Annotated in this window: 23 protein-coding genes; 11 read left to right on the top strand and 12 right to left on the bottom strand. The window is 64.5% G+C overall.

Translation table 11 applies throughout. The features are described from left to right. Window positions 1-2: 2 nt before the first annotated feature. The 3 genes from ATJ93_RS02160 to ATJ93_RS02150 all read right to left on the bottom strand — a co-directional run bounded on the left by ATJ93_RS02160 (window position 3) and on the right by ATJ93_RS02150 (window position 4,013). A complete protein-coding gene (locus tag ATJ93_RS02160; RefSeq protein WP_394338794.1) occupies window positions 3-992 on the bottom strand; it encodes an ABC transporter permease in 990 nt (329 codons plus the stop codon). 121 nt (window positions 993-1,113) lie between these two features. Further along, a complete protein-coding gene (locus ATJ93_RS02155) occupies window positions 1,114-2,943 on the bottom strand; it encodes an ABC transporter permease subunit (RefSeq protein ID WP_120242989.1) in 1,830 nt (609 codons plus the stop codon). A 92-nt stretch (window positions 2,944-3,035) separates the two neighbouring features. Next, entirely contained in the window at window positions 3,036-4,013 is a 978-nt protein-coding gene (locus ATJ93_RS02150) for an ABC transporter ATP-binding protein (RefSeq protein ID WP_120242988.1), read from the bottom strand. A gap of 221 nt (window positions 4,014-4,234) precedes the next feature. On the opposite strand from ATJ93_RS02150, the gene ATJ93_RS02145 reads away from it, so the two are divergent. After that, entirely contained in the window at window positions 4,235-4,639 is a 405-nt protein-coding gene (locus tag ATJ93_RS02145) for a winged helix-turn-helix transcriptional regulator (RefSeq protein WP_211334014.1), read from the top strand. Window positions 4,640-4,680: 41 nt separating this feature from the next. On the opposite strand, the gene ATJ93_RS02140 is transcribed toward ATJ93_RS02145, so the two are convergent. Both ATJ93_RS02140 and ATJ93_RS02135 read right to left on the bottom strand, forming a co-directional pair. After that, window positions 4,681-5,127 (bottom strand): UPF0179 family protein, encoded by a 447-nt coding sequence (locus tag ATJ93_RS02140; RefSeq protein WP_120242987.1) that lies wholly within the window; start codon window positions 5,125-5,127, stop codon window positions 4,681-4,683. Window positions 5,128-5,241: 114 nt separating this feature from the next. Further along, window positions 5,242-5,655: a DUF5820 family protein gene (locus ATJ93_RS02135; RefSeq protein WP_120242986.1), complete on the bottom strand. Its 414-nt coding sequence runs from the start codon at window positions 5,653-5,655 to the stop codon at window positions 5,242-5,244. Window positions 5,656-6,458: 803 nt separating this feature from the next. Here ATJ93_RS02135 and ATJ93_RS02125 point away from each other — a divergent pair. The 6 genes from ATJ93_RS02125 (at window position 6,459) to ATJ93_RS02100 (ending at window position 15,473) form a co-directional block, all read left to right on the top strand. Continuing rightward, on the top strand, window positions 6,459-8,531 hold the full coding sequence (locus ATJ93_RS02125) for a PrkA family serine protein kinase (RefSeq protein WP_120242985.1): 2,073 nt from the start codon (window positions 6,459-6,461) through the stop codon (window positions 8,529-8,531). A 1-nt stretch (window position 8,532) separates the two neighbouring features. After that, window positions 8,533-10,818: a PrkA family serine protein kinase gene (locus tag ATJ93_RS02120; RefSeq protein ID WP_120242984.1), complete on the top strand. Its 2,286-nt coding sequence runs from the start codon at window positions 8,533-8,535 to the stop codon at window positions 10,816-10,818. After that, a complete protein-coding gene (locus ATJ93_RS02115; protein WP_120242983.1) occupies window positions 10,809-12,140 on the top strand; it encodes a YeaH/YhbH family protein in 1,332 nt (443 codons plus the stop codon). The genes ATJ93_RS02120 and ATJ93_RS02115 overlap by 10 nt, the downstream gene beginning before the upstream one ends. After that, complete coding sequence (locus tag ATJ93_RS02110; RefSeq protein WP_120243893.1) at window positions 12,133-14,169, top strand: SpoVR family protein; 2,037 nt, start codon at window positions 12,133-12,135, stop codon at window positions 14,167-14,169. The genes ATJ93_RS02115 and ATJ93_RS02110 overlap by 8 nt, the downstream gene beginning before the upstream one ends. A gap of 96 nt (window positions 14,170-14,265) precedes the next feature. Beyond that, the gene (locus ATJ93_RS02105) at window positions 14,266-14,979 is read left to right on the top strand and encodes a hypothetical protein (protein WP_120242982.1); all 714 of its coding nucleotides are present in this window, start codon (window positions 14,266-14,268) and stop codon (window positions 14,977-14,979) included. Window positions 14,980-15,071: 92 nt separating this feature from the next. After that, complete coding sequence (locus ATJ93_RS02100) at window positions 15,072-15,473, top strand: secondary thiamine-phosphate synthase enzyme YjbQ (RefSeq protein WP_120242981.1); 402 nt, start codon at window positions 15,072-15,074, stop codon at window positions 15,471-15,473. A gap of 21 nt (window positions 15,474-15,494) precedes the next feature. Here the strand turns inward: ATJ93_RS02100 and ATJ93_RS02095 are convergent, their stop codons facing one another. Beyond that, window positions 15,495-16,154, bottom strand: a complete 660-nt coding sequence (locus ATJ93_RS02095; RefSeq protein ID WP_120242980.1) for a glycerophosphodiester phosphodiesterase — start codon at window positions 16,152-16,154, stop codon at window positions 15,495-15,497. A gap of 241 nt (window positions 16,155-16,395) precedes the next feature. Between ATJ93_RS02095 and ATJ93_RS02090 the strand changes: the two genes are divergently transcribed. Continuing rightward, window positions 16,396-16,839: a response regulator gene (locus ATJ93_RS02090; protein ID WP_120242979.1), complete on the top strand. Its 444-nt coding sequence runs from the start codon at window positions 16,396-16,398 to the stop codon at window positions 16,837-16,839. Window positions 16,840-16,963: 124 nt separating this feature from the next. Next, on the top strand, window positions 16,964-17,686 hold the full coding sequence (locus ATJ93_RS02085) for an SDR family oxidoreductase (RefSeq protein WP_120242978.1): 723 nt from the start codon (window positions 16,964-16,966) through the stop codon (window positions 17,684-17,686). Between the two features lie 21 nt (window positions 17,687-17,707). Here the strand turns inward: ATJ93_RS02085 and ATJ93_RS02080 are convergent, their stop codons facing one another. Continuing rightward, window positions 17,708-18,085 (bottom strand): hypothetical protein, encoded by a 378-nt coding sequence (locus ATJ93_RS02080; protein WP_120242977.1) that lies wholly within the window; start codon window positions 18,083-18,085, stop codon window positions 17,708-17,710. A 179-nt stretch (window positions 18,086-18,264) separates the two neighbouring features. Here ATJ93_RS02080 and ATJ93_RS02075 point away from each other — a divergent pair, with 179 nt between their 5' ends. After that, a complete protein-coding gene (locus tag ATJ93_RS02075; RefSeq protein WP_120242976.1) occupies window positions 18,265-18,504 on the top strand; it encodes a helix-turn-helix domain-containing protein in 240 nt (79 codons plus the stop codon). Between the two features lie 260 nt (window positions 18,505-18,764). Here the strand turns inward: ATJ93_RS02075 and glnA are convergent, their stop codons facing one another. Then, window positions 18,765-20,120 (bottom strand): type I glutamate--ammonia ligase, encoded by a 1,356-nt coding sequence (gene glnA / locus ATJ93_RS02070; protein ID WP_120242975.1) that lies wholly within the window; start codon window positions 20,118-20,120, stop codon window positions 18,765-18,767. 279 nt (window positions 20,121-20,399) lie between these two features. Then, entirely contained in the window at window positions 20,400-20,666 is a 267-nt protein-coding gene (locus ATJ93_RS24295) for a hypothetical protein (protein WP_120242974.1), read from the bottom strand. Between the two features lie 230 nt (window positions 20,667-20,896). On the opposite strand from ATJ93_RS24295, the gene ATJ93_RS02060 reads away from it, so the two are divergent. Continuing rightward, a complete protein-coding gene (locus ATJ93_RS02060) occupies window positions 20,897-21,253 on the top strand; it encodes a thioredoxin family protein (protein ID WP_120242973.1) in 357 nt (118 codons plus the stop codon). 36 nt (window positions 21,254-21,289) lie between these two features. On the opposite strand, the gene ATJ93_RS02055 is transcribed toward ATJ93_RS02060, so the two are convergent. From ATJ93_RS02055 to ATJ93_RS02045, 3 genes are all read right to left on the bottom strand, one after another. After that, entirely contained in the window at window positions 21,290-21,550 is a 261-nt protein-coding gene (locus tag ATJ93_RS02055; RefSeq protein WP_120242972.1) for a hypothetical protein, read from the bottom strand. Window positions 21,551-21,613: 63 nt separating this feature from the next. Continuing rightward, on the bottom strand, window positions 21,614-22,045 hold the full coding sequence (locus ATJ93_RS02050; protein WP_120242971.1) for a hypothetical protein: 432 nt from the start codon (window positions 22,043-22,045) through the stop codon (window positions 21,614-21,616). 339 nt (window positions 22,046-22,384) lie between these two features. Next, window positions 22,385-22,606 carry a hypothetical protein gene (locus tag ATJ93_RS02045; RefSeq protein ID WP_120242970.1) on the bottom strand — a complete coding sequence of 74 codons (222 nt, stop codon included), beginning with the start codon at window positions 22,604-22,606 and terminating at the stop codon, window positions 22,385-22,387. Between the last annotated feature and the right edge of the window lie 320 nt (window positions 22,607-22,926).

The following is a 22,926-nucleotide window of genomic DNA, read 5'->3' as shown; positions in this document are numbered from 1 at the left end:
CGTTACAGCGAGTCAGTATCGAGCGCGCCGACAGTTCGCCGGAGCACGACGACCGCGGCGATTCCCGCGAGACAGTAGCCCGCGAGGAGCGCCCAACTCGTGCCCGTCGCACTGCCCATAGCGAACTTCGCGACGGTGTTGGCCGGATGTTCGGGCAACAGACTCGCAACCACGAGGGCACCGACGATACTGATCGAGTAGAGTAACTGTGCCTGCCGCCGATCCGGTGCGGACAGCGCGACGATCGCGCCGACGCCGACGACGAGTAACGACAGCCCTGCGACCATCGCGACCAGTGCCGTGGGGGTCGCGATCGTCGTCCCGTTGACCGCGAGCAGAACCATCCAGGCGACGGCCTGCAACGGCGCCAGCGCCGCCGTCGCGGCGACTTTCGCGTCGACGATCTCGGTCAGCGAGAGCGGCGCAACCCGAAGCAGCGTCAGCGTCCCCCGATCGCGCTCCTCGATCAGCGAGTCGACGACGATCGAGCCGCTGATGAACACCGGCAGGAAGCAAAGCAGCGGCAGCAAGACGGTGTAGGTGAAGCCGACGTACGGGCTCGCCTGAATCGCCGACGGGACGGAAAGCGGCGTCTCGGACAGCCGACCTGCATCCGCGTTCGCCAGCCGCTCGACGCGCTCGAGGTCCTCCAAGGCGTCGCGCAACTGGACGACCAGCAGCGTCGTCTCGAGCCCCTCCTCGGGGGCGGTGACGTGGACGAACAGTTGGCCTTCATCCGTCCGCGACGTTCGCAAGACTGCGGCAACCTCACCGCGGTCGAACGCCCGCTGTGCGCTCGCGGCGTCGTACTGGTCGGCGGAGAGCCCCTCCTGTCGGGCCGCAACCTCAATGAGGTCGTCGGCGCCGTCGCCGGTCACCGCGACCTCGGTCTGGTAGCCGTCGACTGCGCCCGGATCGTACAGCGAGACGAGGCCGACGACGAGGAACGACGAGAACGCGGCGATAAACAACTGGATCGCGATCGCGAGCATGATCGTCTTCTCGGACCGTAGCGACCCCAGTTCCCGGCGAACCAGCGCTAGGCGAGCGCGCCAGGATGTGCCCTCGCTGTCCGCCGCCTCTCCCTCGAGCGTCGGCGGGTTCGGTCCCTCCTCACGCGACAAGGGCGATCACCCCCGCGTTGTAGGCCGCGTGGACGAGCGTCGCGGCGACGAATCCGAGCGCGTACCCGACCTGGCCGCGACTCGCTCCGATCGCAGAGACGACCGCCGTCGCGGCGTGGAGCACGAGCGGTGCGAGGAAGATCGCGCCCGCGAGAAGGGGCCCACTCGTCCTCGCGAGATCGGGGCCGAAGGCCGCGGCGCCGATCGTCAGTTCCGGGAGCCCGACGAACTGAACGACGTGGGTGAGCTTTTCGCCGACGAAGAAGCCGAGCCCCGACAGCGAACCGACGACGACTGCAACGCGAAGCGAGGCCTCGAATCTCGAGCGGGCGAAGCCGGCGTAGACGTGGATACTCTTCGCGAGTTCCTCGATCGCCGCCGCGAGCACGAGGACGATCGGGAGCGCGACCGCTTCGGGAACCGCGAACAGCAGGGCGACGATGAGCAACTGCCCCGCGAAGACGAAGGGGATAAAGAGTATCGAGAGGACGAACGGGCTCAGACGGGCGTCCCACCACGAGAGCGCGTCGATTTGGCTCGCGATCGCGTCGAGCACCTTCGCCGGAATCGGCTTCTGGTCGAACATGTCCTCCTCGCGGTAGATACCGATCCCGAGCAGGAAGAGGACGACCGCGCTGAGGTAGAACGGCAGCGTCGAGAACAGGTACTCGCCGGCTGCCACCGACTCGCCCTGCAGCGCCGTCACGATGAGCGTCAGCGGCGAGATCAGGGCGATCGGCGTTACGTCCGTGAAGATCGCCGGGATAAAGGCGTAGGTCGTCAGCCCGACGCTGATCGTGACGGTGACGAACGTGAGTTCCTTGAACGAGCGGGCGAGCATCGCGCCGACGAACGTCGATGCGAGGAACAGCAACGCGATCGGCAGTGCCGCAGCGACGGCGAGCAACCCGCCCTCGATCGCGTAGGCGATTCCCGCTGTGATCGCAACCAGCGCGAGCAGATACGGCAGCGTCTTCCCCGCGACGATCTCGTAGCGCGAGGCCGGCGAGACCAGCAGGAGTTCGCCGCGGCGCTTGATCCGTTCGTCCATGATCGTGCTCCCGTAGGCCTGGATGACGAAGTTCATCGGCACGACGAACAGGAACGCGAGCACGAGCGATTGGAACGGGAACGGCGGCGAGAGCGAGCCGGGCGCGCCGACCGTCGTCTCGGCGGCCCCGGTCGATCCCCCGACGTTCGGGACCTGCAGTTCGTCACTGGAACTCGAGGCGTCATCTTCGCCACTCGTATCGGAACGCCCTCCATCGCTTGCCGTTCCGTCATCGGCTGTCGTCCCGTCGCCGATACCACCATCCGTAGAGCCAGCGCTGCCGGAGTCGTCCGGTGCGGCGAGGTCGCGTTCCCGGTAGTCGAGTTCGACGAGGACCGGATACGCGGCTGCTTCGTCGGCTTCCTGAGCCATCAGCCCTTCGTTGTAGCCGTCGATCGCGTCGCGAAACGCGTCGTAGGCGGGTTCCCCGTTGTCGCCGACGTCCCAGATCCGATCGCCGGAGACGGCGAGGTCAATCGACTCGTCTGCCCTATCTCGCTCACCGTCCTCGAGTGGCACCGGCCGGAACTGGGTGCTCTCGACGGCGACATCGTGGTACGGATTGGATTCGTCGACGGCGACCACGTAGATCTCGTCCTCGAGGCCGAGGCCGTCGTCGGCGACGCCGAACCCGACGGTGCCGACGACGAGCACCATCGCGACGAGGATCAGCACGGTCTTCCGATCGATGGTGCCGGTACCGCGCGAGACCTCCCAGCGAGCGATCCGGGCGGTTCGCGAGAGCGACTCCCGGAGACGGTTCGCCACGCCCGCTGGCTGCTGGGCGTCGGTTTCGTGAGTATCGCTACGATCGGTCCGTGGCTGCTCGAGACTGCCTCTCTCTTTCGCGTCGTCCCTGCTCACGGCTCGGCCTCCGCGTCCCTCTTCCGGGTCCGGTTGCGCTCCGCGTCGGGGTCCGCACCGCTTGCGATCTCGAGGAAGATGTCCTCGAGACTCGGCGTCTTCGTCTGGATATCGGTGACGCGGCCGCCCTCGGCTTCGACGGCTTCCCGGATCGCTTCGACGGCGGCCATGTCGGCGACGACGTGGCGGATTTGCTCGTTCTCATTCTCGCCTGTACCCTCGTACGTGACTTCGACGGCCAGCGGTTGGTCGTCCTCGAGCGCGTCGCTGCCGTCTTTCGTCGCGTAGACGTGGTACTCGGTGCCGCCGTGTTCGTCGCGGATCTTGTCGACGCTCCCGCGCGCGATGATTCGCCCGTCGTTCATCACCGCGACGCGGTCGCAGATGCTCTCGACGTGGAAGAGATTGTGTGCGCTGAAGACGATCGTCTTCCCCTGCTCGCTCAGTTCGCGGGTGAACTCGATGATGTAGTTCGTGGTCAGCGGGTCGAGGCCCGAAGCCGGCTCGTCGAAGATGAGCACGTCCGGATCGTTCACCAGCGCCCGTGCGATCGCGACCTTCCGCTTCATCCCCTTGGACATGTTGCCGATCCGCCGGTCGCGGTGCTCGAGGTCCAGTCGGTCGAGCGTATCCGCGATTCGGTCGGTCGCAACCTTGCCGGGAACGTCGTAGAGATCCGCAAAGAACTCGAGGTAGTCCGTCGCCGTCATCTCCTCGTACAGCGGGGACTCCTCGGGGAGGAAGCCGAGCCGTCGCTGCATCGCCGGCGAGCCGGGTTCGCGGCCGGCGACGACGGCGGTTCCGGCAGTCGGTTCGACGAGCCCCGCGAGCATCTTCAGCGTCGTCGTCTTCCCCGCGCCGTTGGGGCCGACGACGCCGAACACCTCGCCGCGCTCGATCGCGAAGGTGCTGCCCTCGACGGCGGGAAAATCGCCGTACTCCTTCCGGAGCCCGTCCACTTCGAGTATCGCCATTCGTTCCTCGAGAGTGAGCCACCGGAGTAAAGTGTAGTGGCCGGTGACAGTCGTCCGAAACGTCCGATTTGCGCACGCTCGATGTGAGCGGCTGGACGCACCTAACGCAACTGCGCGGTGATCCGGATTTCGCCCGGCGGCTATCCGAGAACTTTCCCGATGTTAGCTGGTTCGTATCCGAACTGCTATACGGGTGGGGACGCTACGAACGATCGACCGAGATGTCTTCCCCCCAGACGAAACCCCGTGACGACGAGTCCACCCCCCGCAGCGACGGCGAGAACGAGACCGACGCCGACCAGCACGGCCACGACGCCGCCTGTCCCGTCATCGCGTCGATCGAGCAGATCGGTTCGCAGTGGCGACTCGCGGTCCTCCACGAACTGCTAGACGGCGAGCAGCGGTTCAACGAACTCAAGCGCTCGACCGACGCCAACGCCCGCACGCTGTCGCGGGTCCTCGACGACCTCGGCGAGATGGGGTTCGTCGAGCGCCGCATCGAGGAGGACTCGCCGATCGCGACCTACTACAGCCTCTCCGAGAAGGGCGAGTCCTTAGAGCCGGTGTTCGACGAGATCGAGTGCTGGGCCGGCAGCTGGCTCGACGAGGACGCGCTCGAGAAGTAGCGCCAGCAGCGGTCGTTTCGCGTGGAATTCTGTTTCCGCCGTTAGTCGTCGACGTCGAGTTCGACTAACTCGAGCGAGCGATCGAGGTGACAGACGTCGTGGGGCGGATCGCCGCGGATCTCTCGGATGCGATACTCCTCGTCGAACGCGACGCCGTCGGGTTCGCAGTACTCGTGGCTCGGACACTCGACGTACGGGCAGGGACCCTGCAGACTCGCTTTACTGCCCGCGAACGCGCCTTTCGACGGGACGTTCGCCTCGACGGCGGCGGGTTCGACTTCGACGGCCCGGACGCCGCCGTCGTGCATCGCACACTCCAGCGTTTGGGCCTTCTCGCGGACGTCGGTGACGCGGTACTTAGTGCCCTCAGAGAGATTGAGACACTGGCTGCGGTAGGGACAGCCGGCGCAGCCGTCGGCCTCGCCCTGATAGACGAATTCGGTGCCGGGCTCGGCCAGGCGGGAACCGATGAGCGTGACGGTCGACATAGCACGGCGTAGTCGGCACGCGCGGTTAAGCCTCTCGTCCTCGTCACGGACGCCTTCACGTCTACCCGTACAGTCGGTACAGCGACGCGCTCGAGACGCAGACCCCAAAACCAGCTACTCAGCCACTGCGTCGCCGCGGCCCGTCAGTTCGTCGAGACGCTCGAAGTACCGCTCGCGGGGGACCTGATACAGCTCTCGGTAGTCGATCTCGCCGTCGTCGAACGCCTGCGCGAGTTCGACCGTGCGCTCGAGTGCTTCCTCCCGGGTCGGGTATCGGTCGTGCTCGTCGAGCGTGACGTCGGGCTCGAGGTAGAGGGTGACGAACCAGTCGGACGCGCCGGTGGTGTCGGTCGGGTTCCGTCCGGGACGCCGGGTTCGCCGGCCGTGAGTTAGGTACAGGGTCGGCAGACAGGGGGCAGGAAACTCGGCGGCGTCGAAGACGTCGGGCCGGTACGCGAGGACGAGGCGGCCGTCGTCGCCCCGCGACCAGACGTTCCAGGCGTCGGGCAGGTCCGTCAGTTCGTCCATACCGGTCGTACCGTCGCCGGTCCTAAAGCCTCGTCGTCGCGAAACGACGGTATTCTGCTCGACTCGGTCTTCAGGACTGGACCGCTCTCTCCTTCGATATCGGCGTCCTCGACGGTCGGGCAACTTACCGGGCTTGCAGAATCCGGGAACAGCGTTGTCACTCCGGCCCACTCTCATGCGACCGCATTTCACAGGATGCAGCGCGTCCCGAACTATAAGCGGAGTAACGTATGAGTGACAGTCACGTATGCACCCGGGAAACCGAGCGCGCGCGAGCGCGCCACGCCAGTGCAGGCCCATCGTTTACGGCACCCGTCTTCAAAAAATGAGGTGTGGTATCAGTTGACGGTGTACGATACTGGCAGGATTTTCCTGCAATTAACTGCTGGTAAATACCTTTTGGGGCCAAAGCTAAGTACCTGGATTACTCACTCATTAAATACTATCGGTATCCGATCGCCGGACCGATCCACTCTGCGCCCGTCCCCGGCGCACGTCGCGCACGATCCCCGATCCGGTCGTCGCGCAACGACGAGTGGTGATCGCTCACACATGACACGACACATCGCCGCCCGACGGGGTCCGCGCTCTCCGAGTGCCACGCTCGAGGAGGGACGACCGTGTGACGTCGTCGAACGGGTCGGCCGGATGACCGGTCACCCGACGAAGCGGACGGGCAGGACCGCCGGGACCGGTTCGGCCGCGCGAGGCTCTGGCCGGTCGACTGCTGCCCACTCCACGTCAACACGCTCCCCGCGCGATCACAACCGACGGCAGGGGAGCACGCAACGAGCACTGATACAATGAACGGTGACATCGAGACGCTCGAGACGCTCAGTACGGAATACAAGGAATCGATGCCCGCGGACCTGCGGGAGACCAAGTCCTTCGACTGGTACCTAGAGGAGGTCTACGAGGACCCGAAGATCGCCCGCAACGCCCACCAGCGGGTTGCGGACATGTTCGACCACTACGGGACGACCTACGACGAGACGGAGGGCATGGTCGAGTACCTACTGGCCAGTGAAGACCCGCTGCACGACGGGGAGAACACGTTCTACGGAAAGGTAATTCACCAGTCGATCCACGAGTTCGTCAACAAGGTCAAGTCCGGTGCCCGCCGGCTCGGGCCCGAACGCCGTATCAAGCTGCTGCTCGGTCCGGTCGGCTCCGGCAAGTCGCACTTCGACAAGCAGGTGCGCCGGTACTTCGAGGATTACACCCTGCGCGAGGAGGGCCGGATGTACACCTTCCGCTGGACGAACCTCTGTGACGTCGTGCAGGATCAGGACCCGGCCGACGACACGGTTCGATCCCCGATGAACCAGGACCCGCTCGTGCTGCTGCCCCTCGAGCAGCGCCAGCGGGTCATCGACGATCTCAACGAGAACCTCGACGCGCCGTACACGATCCAGAACGATCAGGCGCTAGACCCCGAGTCGGAGTTCTACATGGACAAGCTGCTGGCCTACTACGACGACGACCTCCAGCAGGTTCTCGAGAACCACGTCGAGATCATCCGCCTCGTCGCCGACGAAAACAAGCGCCAGGCGCTCGAGACGTTCGAGCCCAAGGACAAGAAGAACCAGGACGAGACCGAACTCACGGGCGACGTCAACTACTCGAAGATCGCCATCTACGGCGAGTCCGACCCGCGCGCGTTCGACTACTCGGGGGCGTTCTGTAACGCCAACCGCGGCATCTTCTCCGGCGAGGAGTTGCTGAAGCTCCAGCGGGAGTTCCTCTACGACTTCCTGCACGCCACCCAGGAGCAGACGATCAAGCCGAAGAACAACCCGCGGATCGACATCGACCAGGTGATCGTCGGCCGGACGAACATGCCCGAGTACAAGGACAAGAAGGGCGACGAGAAGATGGAGGCCTTCAACGACCGCACCAAGCGGATCGACTTCCCGTACGTCCTCTCCTACGAGGACGAGGCCCAGATCTACTGGAAGATGTTAAACAACGCCGACGTGCCGGACATCAACGTCGAGCCCCACACGCTCGAGATGGCCGGGCTGTTCGGCGTCCTCACCCGCATCGAGGAGCCGGACGCCGAGACGGTCGACCTCCTCTCGAAGGCCAAGGCCTACAACGGCGAGATCGACGAGGGCGACGACATCGACGTGAAGAAGCTCCGCGAGGAAGCCGAACAGAAGGCCGAGATCGGCGAAGGAATGGTCGGCGTCTCGCCCCGGTTCATCGGCGACGAGATCGCCGAAGCCATCATGGACTCCAAACACCGCCAGCGCGGCTTCCTCTCGCCGCTGACGGTGTTCAACTTCTTCGAGGAGAACTTAGAGCACCACGGGTCCATTCCGGAGGACAACTTCGAGAAGTACTACCGCTACCTCGAGACGGTCCGCGAGGAGTACAAGGAGCGGGCCATCGAGGACGTCCGCCACGCGCTGGCCTACGACGTCGACGAGATCCAGCGCCAGGGCGAGAAGTACATGGACCACGTGATGGCCTACATCGACGACGATACCATCGAGGACGAACTCACGGGCCGCGAGCAGGAGCCCGACGAGACGTTCCTGCGCTCCGTCGAGGAGAAACTCGACATTCCCGAGGACCGCAAGGACGACTTCCGCCAGGAAGTGAGCAATTGGGTCTCCCGCCGCGCCCGCGAGGGCGAGGCGTTCAACCCGCAGGACAACGAGCGCCTGCGCCGCGCGCTGGAGCGCAAACTCTGGGAGGACAAGAAACACAACATCAACTTCTCCGCGCTGGTGTCGGCCAACGAGTTCGACGACGACGAACGCTCCGCGTGGATCGACGCTCTGATGGAGCAAGGCTACTCCGAGGGCGGCGCGAAGGAAGTGCTCGAGTTCGCCGGCGCGGAGGTCGCCAAGGCAGAGATGGACGACTAACATGACCGAACGCGACTACGTCTCCGAGGCCGACCGCCAACTCGAGGAGACCTACGAGGAGCCGATGAGCCTCGCGGCGTACGTCGATCGGATCTTCGAGAACCCGACGATCGCCTCCCACGCCTCGAAGTACTTACTCGAGGCGATCGAGGCGGCCGGCACGCGCACCGTGGTCGAGGAGGGCGAGGAGAAGGAGCGGTACCGCTTCTTCGACGATCCGCACAACGACGGCGAGCACGCGATCCTCGGCAACACCGAGGTGCTGAACGGGTTCGTCGACGACCTCCGATCGATCGCCGCGGGCCGGGCGAAAGACGAGAAGATCATCTGGTTCGAAGGGCCCACCGCGACCGGGAAGTCGGAGCTCAAGCGCTGTCTCGTCAACGGGCTGCGCGAGTACTCCAAGACGCCCGAGGGCCGCCGGTACACGGTCGAGTGGAATATCACGACCGCCGAGGCGGGCGACCGTGGCCTGAGCTACGGCGGCGATCCCACCGCCTCGGACGACCAAAACTGGTACGAGAGTCCCGTCCAGGCCCATCCGCTGTCGGTGTTCCCCGAGGACGTCCGGCAGACCGTCCTCGAGGACTTAAACGCCGAACTCGAGGACCACGTCCCGGTCCGGGTCGACGCGGAACTCGACCCGTTCTCTCGGGAGGCCTACGATTATCTCGAGGAGCGGTACCGACGGGACGGCGAGGAGGCGCTGTTCTCCGCCATCACGGACGACGCGCACCTGCGCGTGAAAAACTACGTGGTCGACGTGGGCCAGGGCGTCGGCGTCCTCCACAGCGAGGACGAGGGCCAGCCCAAGGAACGGCTCGTCGGCTCGTGGATGCACGGGATGCTCCAGGAGTTAGATTCGCGCGGCCGCAAGAACCCGCAGGCGTTCAGCTACGACGGCGTGCTCTCGCAGGGCAACGGCGTCCTCACCATCGTCGAGGACGCGGCCCAGCACGCCGACCTGCTCCAGAAGCTGCTGAACGTCCCCGACGAACAGTCCGTGAAGCTGGACAAGGGGATCGGGATGGACGTGGACACCCAGATGCTGATCATCTCGAACCCCGACCTCGAGGCCCAACTCAACCAGCACTCGGACCGAAACGGAATGGACCCGCTGAAAGCGCTCAAGCGGCGGCTCGACAAGCACAGATTCGGTTACCTGACGAACCTCTCGCTCGAGTCGGAACTCATCCGCCGCGAGTTGACCAACGAGACGGAGGTCTGGGAGGCAGAAAGCTACGACGAACTCGAGGACCGGATCCGCGCGCCGGTGACGGTCGCGATCAAGGATCAGGCCGGCGAGACGACGGTGCAGGAGTTCGCACCGCACGCCCTCGAGGCGGCCGCGCTGTACGCCGTCGTCACCCGATTGGACGAGGAGAATCTGCCGAACGGCCTCGATCTGGTCGATAAGGCGCTGATCTACGATCAGGGCTACTTACAGGAGGGCGACACCCGCCGCGAGAAGGAGGAGTTCGACTTCGACGACGACGGAGCGGACGGCGACCACGGGATTCCGGTCACGTACACGCGGGACACGCTCGCCGAGTTGCTCCAGAGCGACCGGGACCGCCACCACCCCGACCTGTCGGTCGAGGACGTCGTCATGCCCCGCGACGTGCTGAACGCGATGGCCGAGGGGCTGGCCGAGGCGCCGGTCTTCTCGACCGGCGAGCGCTCGGAGTTCGAGAACCGCGTGGTCCCCGTGAAGAACTACATCTACGACCAGCAGGAGAGCGACGTCATCGAGGCGATCATGCACGACAAGCGGGTCGACGAGGAAACCGTCGCCGAGTACGTCGAGCACGTCTACGCGTGGGAGACCGAGGAGCCGCTGTACAACGACCGCGGCGAGCGCGTCGAGCCGGACCCGCTGAAGATGAAGCTGTTCGAGGTCGAGCACCTCGGGCGGTTCTCCGAGGACGAGTACGAGGGGAACCTCCCCCGCGAGAGCGTCCGCAACTTCCGCCGCGAGAAGGTCATCACCTCCTTGAACCGCCACGCCTGGGAGCACCGCAACGAGGACTTCTCCGTCGAGGACGTCGACCTCACCGCGATCCCGGTGATCAAGACCGTCCTCGAGAGCCACGACTGGGACGACGTCAAGCGGACCTTCGAGGACTTCGACCCGCGCCAGTGGGACGATCCGCCGAGCGGCACGGAGACGGCGGCGGTCAAGGAAGACACGATCGAGACGATGGTCGAGGTGTTCGACTACTCCGAGGCCTCGGCCGAACTGACCAGCAGACACGTCATGGGACAGGTGAGCTACAGATGGGACTGAGAGACGACCTCGAACGATTCCGCGAAGTGGGCGAAAAGCGCCGCGAGGATCTGGCCGACTTCATCCAGTACGGCGACCTCGGGGGCAGCGGCCCCGGACAGATCAACATCCCGGTGAAGATCGTCTCGCTACCGGAGTTCGAGTACGATCAGCGAGACAAGGGCGGCGTCGGGCAGGGCGACGGCGATACGCCCGACACCGGCCAGCCGGTCGGCCAGCCCCAGCCGCAGCCGGGCGACGGCGACGGTGACGAGGACGGCGAACCCGGCGAGGAGGGCGGCGACCACGAGTACTACGAGATGGACCCCGAGGAGTTCGCCCAGGAGTTGGACGAGGAACTCGGGCTCGACCTCGATCCGAAGGGGAAGAAGGTCGTCGAGGAGAAGGAGGGTCCCTTCACCGACCTCACGCGGACCGGCCCCAACAGCACGCTCGACTTCGAGCGGATGTTCAAGGAGGGGTTAAAGCGCAAGCTGGCGATGGACTTCGACGAGGAGTTCCTCCGCGAACTCTGCAAGGTCGAGGGCATCGAGCCCCGCGACGTCTTCGAGTGGGCCCGCGGCGAGAACCTCCCGGTCTCGATGGCCTGGATCGAAGAGGCCTACAAGGACATCCCCGACGACGAGCGGGGGAAGTGGGCCTCGATCGAGGCGGTCGAGGAAAACGTCGAGCGCGAGGACGTCCAGCAGAAGATCCGCCGCGAGGGGATCGACCACGTCCCCTTCCGGCGCGAGGACGAGCGCTACCGCCACCCCGAGATCATCGAGGAGAAGGAGAAGAACGTCGTCGTCGTCAACATCCGCGACGTCTCCGGCTCGATGCGCGAGAAGAAACGCGAACTCGTCGAGCGTACGTTCACTCCGCTGGACTGGTACCTCCAGGGTAAGTACGACAACGCCGAGTTCGTCTACATCGCCCACGACGCCGAGGCCTGGGAGGTCGAGCGCGAGGAGTTCTTCGGCATCCGCTCCGGCGGCGGGACGAAGATCTCGAGCGCCTACGAACTGGCCGCCGAGTTGCTCGAGGAGTACCCCTGGAGCGACTGGAACCGGTACGTCTTCGCGGCCGGCGACTCCGAAAACTCGAGCAACGACACCGAGGAACGGGTCATTCCGATGATGGAGGAGATCCCGGCGAACCTCCACGCCTACGTCGAGACCCAGCCCAGCGGCAACGCGATCAACGCCACCCACGCCGAGGAGCTCGAGCGCCACTTCGGCACGGACGACGACGAGGTCGCGGTGGCCTACGTCAACGGCGAGGAGGACGTGACCGACGCGATCTACGACATTCTCTCCACGGAGAGTGATGACGATGAGTAAGTCAAATTCCAACGCCGATCGCTTCCGCAAGCAGGCGATCGCCACCGACCTCGAGGAACCGGTCGAAGAGGCCCGCAACCTCGCACAGAAACTGGGCCTCGAGCCCTACCCCGTCAAGTACTGGATCATCGACTACGACGAGATGAACGAACTCATCGCCTACGGCGGGTTCCAGACCCGGTACCCCCATTGGCGGTGGGGAATGCAGTACGACAAGCAGCGCAAGCAGGGCCAGTACGGCGGCGGGAAGGCCTTCGAGATCGTCAACAACGACAACCCGGCCCACGCGTTCCTCCAGGAGTCGAACACGCTGGCCGACCAGAAGGCCGTCATCACCCACGTCGAGGCCCACTCGGACTTCTTCGCGAACAACGAGTGGTTCGGCCTCTTTACCGACGGCCGGGCCGACGAGGAGCAAGTCAACGCCGCCGCGATGCTCGAGCGCCACGCGCGGGCGATCGACGACTACATGTCCGACCCCGACATCGACCGCGCCGAGGTCGAGAAGTGGATCGATCACTGCCTCTCGCTCGAGGATAACATCGACCAGCACCGCGTCTTCCAGCGCCGTCTCGAGGTCGACGGCCCGGGTGAGAACCTCGAGGATCTCGACGACGACCTCGCGGAGAAACTCGACGAACTGAACCTCTCCGACGAGATCAAGGGCGAGGTGTTCGACGAGGAGTGGCTCGAGCAACTCGAGGGCGAGGACGGCGGCGTCACGTTCCCCGAGGAGCCCGAGAAGGACATCCTCGCGTTCGTCCGCGAGCACGGCAAGCAGTACGACGACGACTCCGAGCGCGCCGTCGAGATGGAGGAGTGGCAACGCGACGTCCTCGACATGATGCGGGCGGAGGCGTACTACTTCGCCGCCCAGAAGATGACGAAGGTGATGAACGAGGGCTGGGCCGCCTACTGGGAGTCGACGATGATGACCGACGAGACCTTCGCCGGCGACGACGAGTTCATGAACTACGCCGACCACATGGCGAAGGTCCTCGCGTCGGGCGGCCTGAATCCCTACAGCCTCGGGATGGAGCTGTGGGAGTACGTCGAGAACACCACTAACCGCCGCGAAGTCCTGGAAAACCTGCTTCGCGTCGAAGGAATCTCGTGGCGCAACCTCACCGACGTCGTCGACTTCGACGACGTCCTCGCGACCCTCGAGCCCCCGGAGCCGATCGACACCGTCACCCCCGACACGCTGGACTCGCTCGAGGAAGTCCCCGACGAGTGGATCGACCGCGAGGCGCTCGAGCGGGCCCGCGAGGGCGAGATCGACGTCGAAAAGTACCCCTGGAAGGTGCTGACCTACGAGGGGCTGGCACGCCGCCACTACTCGCTGGTCAAGCGCCAGAATCGTGGCTTCCTTAGCCGGGTCAACCAGAACGAACTCGAGCGGATCGGCCGCTACCTGTTCGACGACGCCCGCTACGAATCGGTCGAAGAAGCCCTCGCGGAGGTCGACTTCACCGCGGGCTGGGATCGGATGTTCGACATCCGGGAGAGCCACAACGACGTGACCTTCTTAGACGAGTTCCTCACGGAGGAGTTCATCACGGAGAACAACTACTTCACCTACGAGCACTCGCAGGCGACCGGCCAGTTCCACGTCGCCAGCGACGCCGCCGAAGACGTCAAGAAGAAGTTGCTCCTGCAGTTCACTAACTTCGGGAAGCCGACGATCGCGGTCTACGACGGCAACTACAACAACGCCAACGAACTGCTGCTCGGCCACCAGTACAACGGCGTCATGCTCGATCTCGGGAAGGCCAAGGAGACCTTGAAGCGCATCTTCGAACTCTGGGGCCGGCCGGTGAACCTGCTGACGATCGTCAAGGAGGTCGACGAACACGACATCGAGGTCGCGAAGCGCCGCAACCGCGAGCCCGAGGCCCAAGAGCGCGGCAAACTGCTCCGCTACGACGGCGACGAGGTTACCGTCGAAGACGTCCCCTGGGAGGAAGTCGAACACCTCGCGGCCGACGACGTCGATTACGACACGAAACCCGAGAACTGGCTCGCCTGAACGGCCGATTGACTTCCGGCCGTCCGTTTCTTTCAGCCATCCGTGAATTAAACAGACAGAAGATTTTTACCTCCGATAGGATATGGAGCGCATGTTATGGATGGGGATGGGGGCGAGGGCAGCGCGCAACTCCACCGTTCCGCGGACTCGCGTGCGGCTGCGGATTCGAACTCGAGTGGGGGCTCGAGTTCGAGGCCGACGCGAAACCGCGATTCGGACGCGGACGCGGACGTAGACACGGAGTTCAACCTGCCGGCAGTCCTCGCACAACTCGACGCAACAGACGCGGACGCACAGCGACAGGCGGTTCGAACGATACAGGCACACGTCGACGACCGTCCCGAAGCCTGTATCCCGGCCGTCCCGAAGTTACGAACGCTGCTCGAGCGGACGGACCTCGAGTGCCACGAGGCGGTCGCGTATTGCCTCGCGGAACTGGCCGCGGAGTCGGCCGCCGACGTCGCACCCTCTGCGGACGAGATCGTTTCGTTCGCGGCCGAGCGCCCGTCGCACCCGGCGACGGCCGATTGCTGTCGATGTTTAGCCGCCATCGCCGACGAGCGCCCGGGCGCACTCGTCGACCGCGTCGATGCGTTCGTTCCGCCCCTCGAGAGCGAGCTCGCGGCCGCGCGAGCAAACGCCGCGCTCGCACTCGCCCGCGTGGCCGACGAGCCGGAGAGACGCCTCGAGCAGACTGATACGCTCGACAGCACTGACGAATTACGTACGCTACTCGCTGATCTCGAGCGCACTGATCCCGACCCCGATGTTCGGGAGTGGGCCGGACGGGCGCGCGATCGATTGCGCTGATTCGATATCGATATGCCCAAAAATCCGTTCGACGACGGATCATCAGCACTGCAACCGTAACTATCTGACCGATGGCCCGCGTTTGCTCGGGTATGGAGACCGAGTTCACCGTCGACACCGACGCGCGGCTTACGACGATCGACATCACCGACCAGATCGGCGCGGCCGTCCCCGACGACCTCGAGTCGGGAACCTGCACGGCGTTCGTCGAGCACACGACCGCGGGGCTCGTCGTTCAGGAGAACGAACGGCGGCTCCGCGAGGATCTCGAGTCGTTCCTCTCGGAACTCGTGCCTGACGAAGGCCACGCCCACGACCAGTTAGACGGCAACGCGGATTCTCATCTCCGCGCGACGCTGGTCGGGCCGGACGTGACGATCCCGGTCCGCGACGGCGAACCGGCGCTCGGCACGTGGCAGTCCGTCCTGTTCGTCGAGTGTGACGGACCGCGGACCCGAACGGTTTCGGTGACGACAGTCGGTGACTCGGCCTAACGTCGCTCAGGACGGGTCCGCTCAGGGCCGGATCGGTCGATCCGCAGAGACGTAGTCGACGCCCCGTTGCTCGAGGAGCGTTGCCACCGGCCGCCGTTCGATCGACCACGAGTGGACCTCGAGATCGACGGCCTTCGCCCGGGGGACGAGCCGCGTCGTCAGGCAGCGCCACCAGTTCGCACCGATGACCTCACAGCCGAGTTCGATCGCCGTCGTGACCGGATTCTCGAGGTGACGGTTGGCGAGCAGGCCCGTCGGCTGGTCGGAATCGAGGTCGCGCATCGTCCGAAGTTCCGGAACGAGAAACGAGGTCGTAACGACGCGGTTCTCGATGCCCTCGATAGCCGCGAGAACGTCCGCAGCCATGTCGAGTTCCTTCATCTCGAGGTTGACTTCTATGTTCGGCGGAAGCGCGGCGAGCATCTCCTCGAGCGTCGGGATCCGTTCGCCGGACTCGAGGACGACGTGGCGCTTGAGTTGCTGGAGCGAACTGCTGGCGACGGTGCCGGCGCCGTCGGTGACGCGATCGATCGTTTCGTCGTGGATGACGACGAGTTCGCCCGAGCCACAGCGTCGAACGTCGAACTCGACGGCGTCCGCCCGGTCGGCCGCCGACCGGATCGCCGCGATCGTATTCTCGGGGGCCGTTGCACCGAACCCGCGGTGTGCGATCACTCGCATTCACCACCCAACACGGCCCGAATACCGTTATAGCCACCTCCGGTTTCCCCGGCGACTGTCTCGCTTCTTTTATAAGAGACAACGGCGATTCTCGCAAGTGATCACCGACGGCTCGGCTGATTACGAGTTCCAAACCCTTTAGCAAGTACTCTTAAACCTATACCGTTATTACCTCAATCTAAGTGCCTAATTCGATGTTCTCCAGACCATCCTCCCCTAGACTTGCTTGTGGTGACCCCGTATGAGCGATCGGCTAACCGAACCCGTCGAAATCCTGTTGGTCGAGGACAATCCCGGTGACGTCCGACTCATTCAGGAAGCGTTCAAAGAGCTTCCAACCGAGGTCACGCTGTGCGTCGTTACCGACGGCGACGACGCGCTAACCCTGCTCCAGAACCGACGCGCCGAGGCGGCCGCCCTCCCCGATCTCGTACTGCTCGATCTCAACCTGCCGCGCATGGGCGGCCTCGAGTTCCTCGAGGCGATCCAGGACGAGCCCGCGTTTGCTCGGCTCCCGGTCCTCGTGTTGACGAGTTCCGAGGCCTACGAGGACGTCCTCGAGAGCTACGAGCTCGCCGCCAACGCCTACCTCACCAAACCGACCGATCCCGACGAGTTTTCCTCGATGGTCGAAACGATCGCGGAGTTCTGGTTCCAGCGCGTTGCGCTGCCGCCGATGGCGTAGTCGGACGATCGGGTGCAGTTACCCGACCACCGCAGCCGAGCCACGGAATCGAACCGGGCCATCGTCGCCGCTTCCGTTCGTTTGACCCCTGCCATTGATCCGTACAGCCGTTGCAGGACCGCCTATGGCAGCCACCAAATCATTCGATGTCGACTTCGATGATACCGTTGCCGTAATCACCGGCGCCAGCGGTGCGCTCGGGAGTGCGGCCGTCGACCGCTTCCGAGATGCCGGCGCGACGGTCTGTGCCGTCGACGTCGTCGCCCCCGATTCGGAGGACAGCCTGCTCGAGCCCGACGAGCGAACCCACTTCTACGAGGCCGACCTCACGGACGAGGACGACGTCTCGGACCTCGTCGATGCCATCGTCGACGATCACGGGCGGATCGACCACCTGCTGAACATCGCCGGGACCTGGAAGGGCGGCGATCCCATCGCGGAGACCGATCTCGAGGAGTTCGAACTGCTGGTCGACGTCAACCTGAAGTCGGCGTTTCTCGCGTCGAAACACGCGCTGCCACACCTACAGGAAAGCGAGGGAGCGATCGTCAGCGTCAGCGCTCGGTCCTCGCTCGAGGGTGGAGAGGGCGACGGCCCGTACCGCATCACGAAGGCGGGAATCCGGATTCTCACGGAGACGCTCGCCGAGGAAAACGAAGGGACCGTTCGCGCGAACTGCGTGATGCCGAGCGTGATCGATACGCCGGCGAACCGGGAGATGATGCCGGACGCCGACCACGACTCGTGGGTCGACCCGAGCGAGATCGCGGACGTGATGGCCTTCCTCTGTTGCGACGGGGCGGCGGTGACCAGCGGTGCCGCGGTGCCGGTCTACGGCGAGGCCTGACGGATCGGGGCCGGCCGGCGGTTATTCGATACTGTTATCGCCCGCGCCGTCGGTCGCGTCGTCGGCCGCGGTGTCGGCCGGCAGTTCCACTGTCTCCGACCGGATCTCGTCGCCCTCGCGCCACTGGTAGTACCGGTATTTCGTTCCCGAGATCTCGGTGACCGTGACGGTTGCGTGTTCGGGAACCCCTGGCGGGGTGCCGTCGGTATCGCCGTCGTCGCGGTCACCGTCACTCGAGTCGGGATCGTTCTGTTTTGCGTCGATCCACGCAGCCAGATCCTCTGCATACGCCGCGACCGCAGGCAGTGACTCCGGATCGCGTTTCGCGAGTTCGACGAGGGCCACACGAAGCGACGGCTCGAGTGCGGCCGGCGGGCGCGGCCGGTCGTTGTCGGCCATGGATCGGCGATTCGTCGCGAACGATAAAATGGGCGCCGATTGCGGAACCGGCGCTGACCACGCAGCCGTCCGCGGTGATCGAGCCACCGTTGACATACCAACTATTAACACCTGCTATCGGATTTATACTCAACCGCAGTGTGGACTTATATACCAGCGCGGAGTCCGTTCACGTGACAATGCAGACACAGGAGCACCGCTCCGCGGAAACAGCCCGGATCGAACCGATTCCCGAGGACATCGAGTCCACGCAGGCGAAACTCGTGTACGTCTATCTCGCGGCGACGGGGGGCGCGACGATCGACGAACTCCGAGAGACGCTGGCGCTGAAGAAAATCACGTTATTGAGCGTGCTCCAGTCCCTGATGCGGGCCGATGTCGTCGAAAAGGACGGCTCGAGCTACGTCGTTACGGCGTGACCGGTTTCGGCGACGAGTGACACTTGCGCTTGCATCGCGTCGGTTACTCGATCGACGAGTGCGCTCTGGCGACCGTACGGCCGACAAAAGCGGTAAACGACGAACCGCAAACCGCGAGTGACTGGTGACGAACGGCGAACTGCGAGTGTGAGCCGTCCTCGAGCGTCGACCCGACAAAACCAACGAATCGTCAACACGCGACGGAAGCCGGCGCGTGAAGTCGAGGCGTGACTGCGACTCTGAACCGCGAGGGCGTCGAGTTAGTACTTCTCGAGGTAGCGGTCGAGCTCCCACTCGGAGACGTCGACGAGGTACTCCTGGAACTCCTGGGTCTTCGCTTCGACGAACTTGGGCGCGACGTGCTCGCCGAGTGCGTTGTAGATGACCTCGTCGTCCTCGAGGGCCTCGACGGCCTCACCGAGGTTCGTCGGCAGCGTGTCGATGCCGTACTCCTCGCGCTTCTCGTCGTCGAACTCGTAGATGTTCTCGCGGATCGGGTCGGGACACTCGAGGTCCTGTTCGATGCCGTCGAGACCGGCGTGGATCATGGCGGCGAACGCGAGGTAGGGGTTACACGAGGGGTCCGGCGAGCGCAGTTCGACGCGGCTGGCGGCCGGGACGCGGGCGGCCGGCTTGCGGACCAGCGCCGAGCGGTTGCGGTCCGACCAGGCGACGTACACTGGCGCCTCGTAGCCGGGCACCAGGCGCTTGTAGCTGTTCACGGTCGGGTTCGCGACCGCCGTGATCGCCGGCGCGTGCTCGAGGACGCCCGCGAGGTACGAGTGGGCCTCGTCGCTGAGGTTGAACTCGTCGTCCTCGTCGTGGAAGGCGTTCTCGCCGTCCGCGGTCATCAGCGACATGTGGGTGTGCATGCCCGAGCCGTTGATGCGCGGGATCGGCTTCGGCATGAACGTGGCGTGGAGGTCGTGCTGGGCGGCGATGGCGCGGACGACCATCCGGAAGGTCGCGACGTTGTCGGCCGTCGACAGCGCGTCGTCGTACTCGAAGTTGATCTCGTGTTGGCCCTTCGCGACCTCGTGGTGGCTGGCTTCGATCTCGAAGCCCATGCTCTCGAGGCCGTAGATGATGTCGCGACGGACGTCGCTGGCGAGGTCCTTGGGCGCGACGTCGAAGTAGCCGCCGTGGTCGCCGGTCTCGGTCGTGGCGTTGCCGTCCTCGTCCTCCTCGAACAGGAAGAACTCCGGCTCGGGCGCGAAGTTGACGGTGTACCCCATGTCTTCGGCGCGCTCGAGGGCGTTCTTGAGGACGCGGCGCGGGTCGCCCTCGAAGGGTTCGCCCGTGGAGGTGTCGTAAACGTCACAGATCATCCGGGCGGAGACGCCGTCGTTGTCGTTGCGCCACGGGAGGACCGCGAACGTGTCCGGATCGGGGACGAGGCGCATGTCCGATTCCTGAATGCGGACGAAGCCTTCGATCGAGGAGCCGTCGAAGTAGATCCCCTCGGTGAAGGCCTTCTCGGCCTGCCGCGCCGGCACGGCGACGTTCTTGACCGTCCCGAGGATGTCGGTAAACTGCAGTCGGAGGAAGTCGACGTCTTCCGCCTCGATTTTCTCCAGTACTTCTTCTTCCGCAGCGGTCAGGTTGTCACCTGTCATCTTCTACTCGAATAAGCCAATGGATTCTACTATTAAAGCTCTACTGTTGTGGGCGAATATACTCAGATCGAATCAAAATTATTCAATCGTACGCTTCTTACCCTGTATGGCCGGATTCGATATGAAGTACGTTCGCAAAACGGGAGCAAAATTTGAGAATGTGCGCGATGGTGGCCGAAACGGGGTGGACATTCGTCGGAATATGCACGAACAGCCAACGGAACGGCCGTTCTCCGCGAGCGAGTCGTCGATCCGGTCTCGTGGACTGTAGACCGAACGTTAACTGTAGATCAGCTCGAGGGCCTGACGCCGACGATTTTCGGCAGCCGCGTTCGATCGGCCGCCGTCGGACTGGCGGTTATCGCCGCCGTCGCGGCGCGGTCGTTCCGTAATCCGCGTCTCACAGACCGGGCAGACGTAGACGACGGTCTCGCCGCGCTCGCGACGACGCCAGTCCCCGTCGATCGGACTGGCGTGATCGCACGCTCGGCAGAATAACGTCGATTTTCGACGGGCTGCCGCCTTGTGGGTGCCAGATTCCGTCATCAGTGATCCCTAGGCGTTCGACGCATAAATGTCCTATCTGTGATGATTATAGATCCTGTACGCGTCCGGTACCGCGCCGGTCCGTCCGGAACAATTCCAAAGTGGGCACCTGAATCCGTATCAAGAGTATAAGTATTGGTCGAATGGCCGATTCTCGGGCGACGCACACCGACGGCCCGGCTACCCGTGCCGTCCGACATCGATATCCGTCCGGCGCCCCTCGCTCGTCTATGAGCGACGCCACAACGAAACCAGCGCAACTCGCAGACGGCGCCGAGCTAGCGGCGTTCGTCGACGAGCACGACGTGGCGCTCGTCGAATTCTACACGATCGGCTGCCCGAAGTGTCAGGCGATGGAGCCGGTACTCGGCAACGTCGCGCGGTCGACCGCCGTTCCGATCGGAATGCTCAATCCCGGCGACGACCTCGAGTTAGTCGACCGGTTCGATATCGAGTCCGTCCCGTCGCTGCTCCTCTTCCGAGACGGCGACCCCGTCGCCCGCCTCGCGGACGGCTTCGTCGGCGGTGACGAACTCGTCGACTTCCTCGCGGATCACGCACCCGAGGCCGTCGACACGGACGAATAGGACGCCGGACGATTCGGGTCGACCGGCAGGAGTCCGCTACTCCTCGTCCGCCTCGAGATCCGCGGGATCGACCTCGCCATCGAGATACCGCTCGCCGAGGTCGGTGATGTCGTAGACGCCGGTCATCGGATTCGCCAGGAGGCCGCGCTTCGCGAGTTCGCGACACCGGTAGGCCGCGTGTGGCCCTCGACAGACGCCTTCGTCCCTGATCTGACTCGGCTCGAAAATCTCGTCCTCGCGCATCAACTCCAGGATGTCGTCGTCCACCGGATCCATCCAGTCGGCGGGGTCGGTCATACGGCCGACTACGCGAGTCTGCGGTAAGAACGATCCGTTTTCGGGACTCGAGGTGCCCGGACCTTATTCTGCGGTGCCGTAATCCACGTGGACGTTCGGCGCCGCCGCGGGCGAGTGGCCCGTGATCTCGCGGTCGACGAACGTCACGTCGAGGAGGTCGCCGTCGAAGCGGAACGCGACGGTTCCGGTTTCGACGGTCCCTTCGACGGTCGTTCCGGAGACGACCGTGGTCTCGCGAGCGGTATCGGCGGCGTCGATCGCGCCGTCGACCGTGATCTCGAAACTCGAGGGCACGCCGTGGCCGACGATGGTTACTTCGTTGGGAAAGGCGCTCTCGCGCTTGCCGTCCGGTCCGTCGGTCCCGTCGGTCGCGATGATCGTCGCAGGAGCCGCCTCGAACGCGTCCGGGCCCGCGTTCGCGTTCCACCCGTCCGCCCGTTCGGTCGACGCATCGTCCAGTTCGGCATCGACGTCGGTCGCTTCGTTCCGTGCCATACCCGTCGAAGGCGAGTATACGATCATAAGCCTTCCCACTGAATTATTCATCCGATTTCGAGAAATTTGGATCGAATTATCCGTTTTGCGGAGAATTCTCGCGTTGCAGGTGCAAGGCCAATCGTTGTTCAACGGGTTCCCAAATCGTGGGCGTATGGATGCGAAACGACCGGACGTTCGAGTCGACGAACGGCCCGACGAAGACGGCGTCGTGACAGCCCGCAGAAAGCGAGAAGGTAGAACCGCCAGCGACGGGGGGCGACTCCGACGAGCGGTCAAAACGATCGCCGACGCGTTGCGACGATAGCGGGCTCGCTGTTCTCTACAGCGGCGTGACCGTTACTCGGCGTCGTCGAGGAAGCCGAGTTCCGTCGCGATCAGGTCAGCGATGTGGTCCGCGACGTCGGGGTCGACTTCGGCGATATCCTCGCCGTCGTGGAGCTGGTCGTTGTGTCGCGCGACCGTTTCTGCGAGATCGGTCAGCGGCACGCGGGAAGTCGTTTCGCACTCGGGACACACGACGGGGACGCGCGGATCGTCGTCCGATTCAGCGGGCGCCATTGTCGGGAGTCTCGCTGCAATCGTCAAAACCTAATTGGTTCCGGCCGCACTCGAGGTCGTCCCCGAACCGGACCGCTCCAAATCGGCCCGCTCCGAACCGAACGTGGACGAGTGCGAACCCCGACGCGCCGGATCGGGTGAGCGGTCCGGGTCCGATCACGGTGGCCACTACGCTTATGAGTTCTCGCTCGAGTCCTCCGGGTAGACGGGGGACGATAGTCTATCCGTGGATCGCAGTATCCACTTTGCGACCCCCGTCATGGAGTGTGGGGCCTCCATGGTTGACGACGGCGGCCGTTCCCGTCCGTCGTCGTTCCCTG

The sequence above is a fragment of the Halopiger aswanensis genome, from assembly GCF_003610195.1.
In the GTDB taxonomy this organism is placed as follows: Archaea; Halobacteriota; Halobacteria; order Halobacteriales; family Natrialbaceae; genus Halopiger; species Halopiger aswanensis.
Note: the sequence above shows the minus strand (reverse complement) of the source record. Positions and strands in the feature narration are given on the sequence as shown.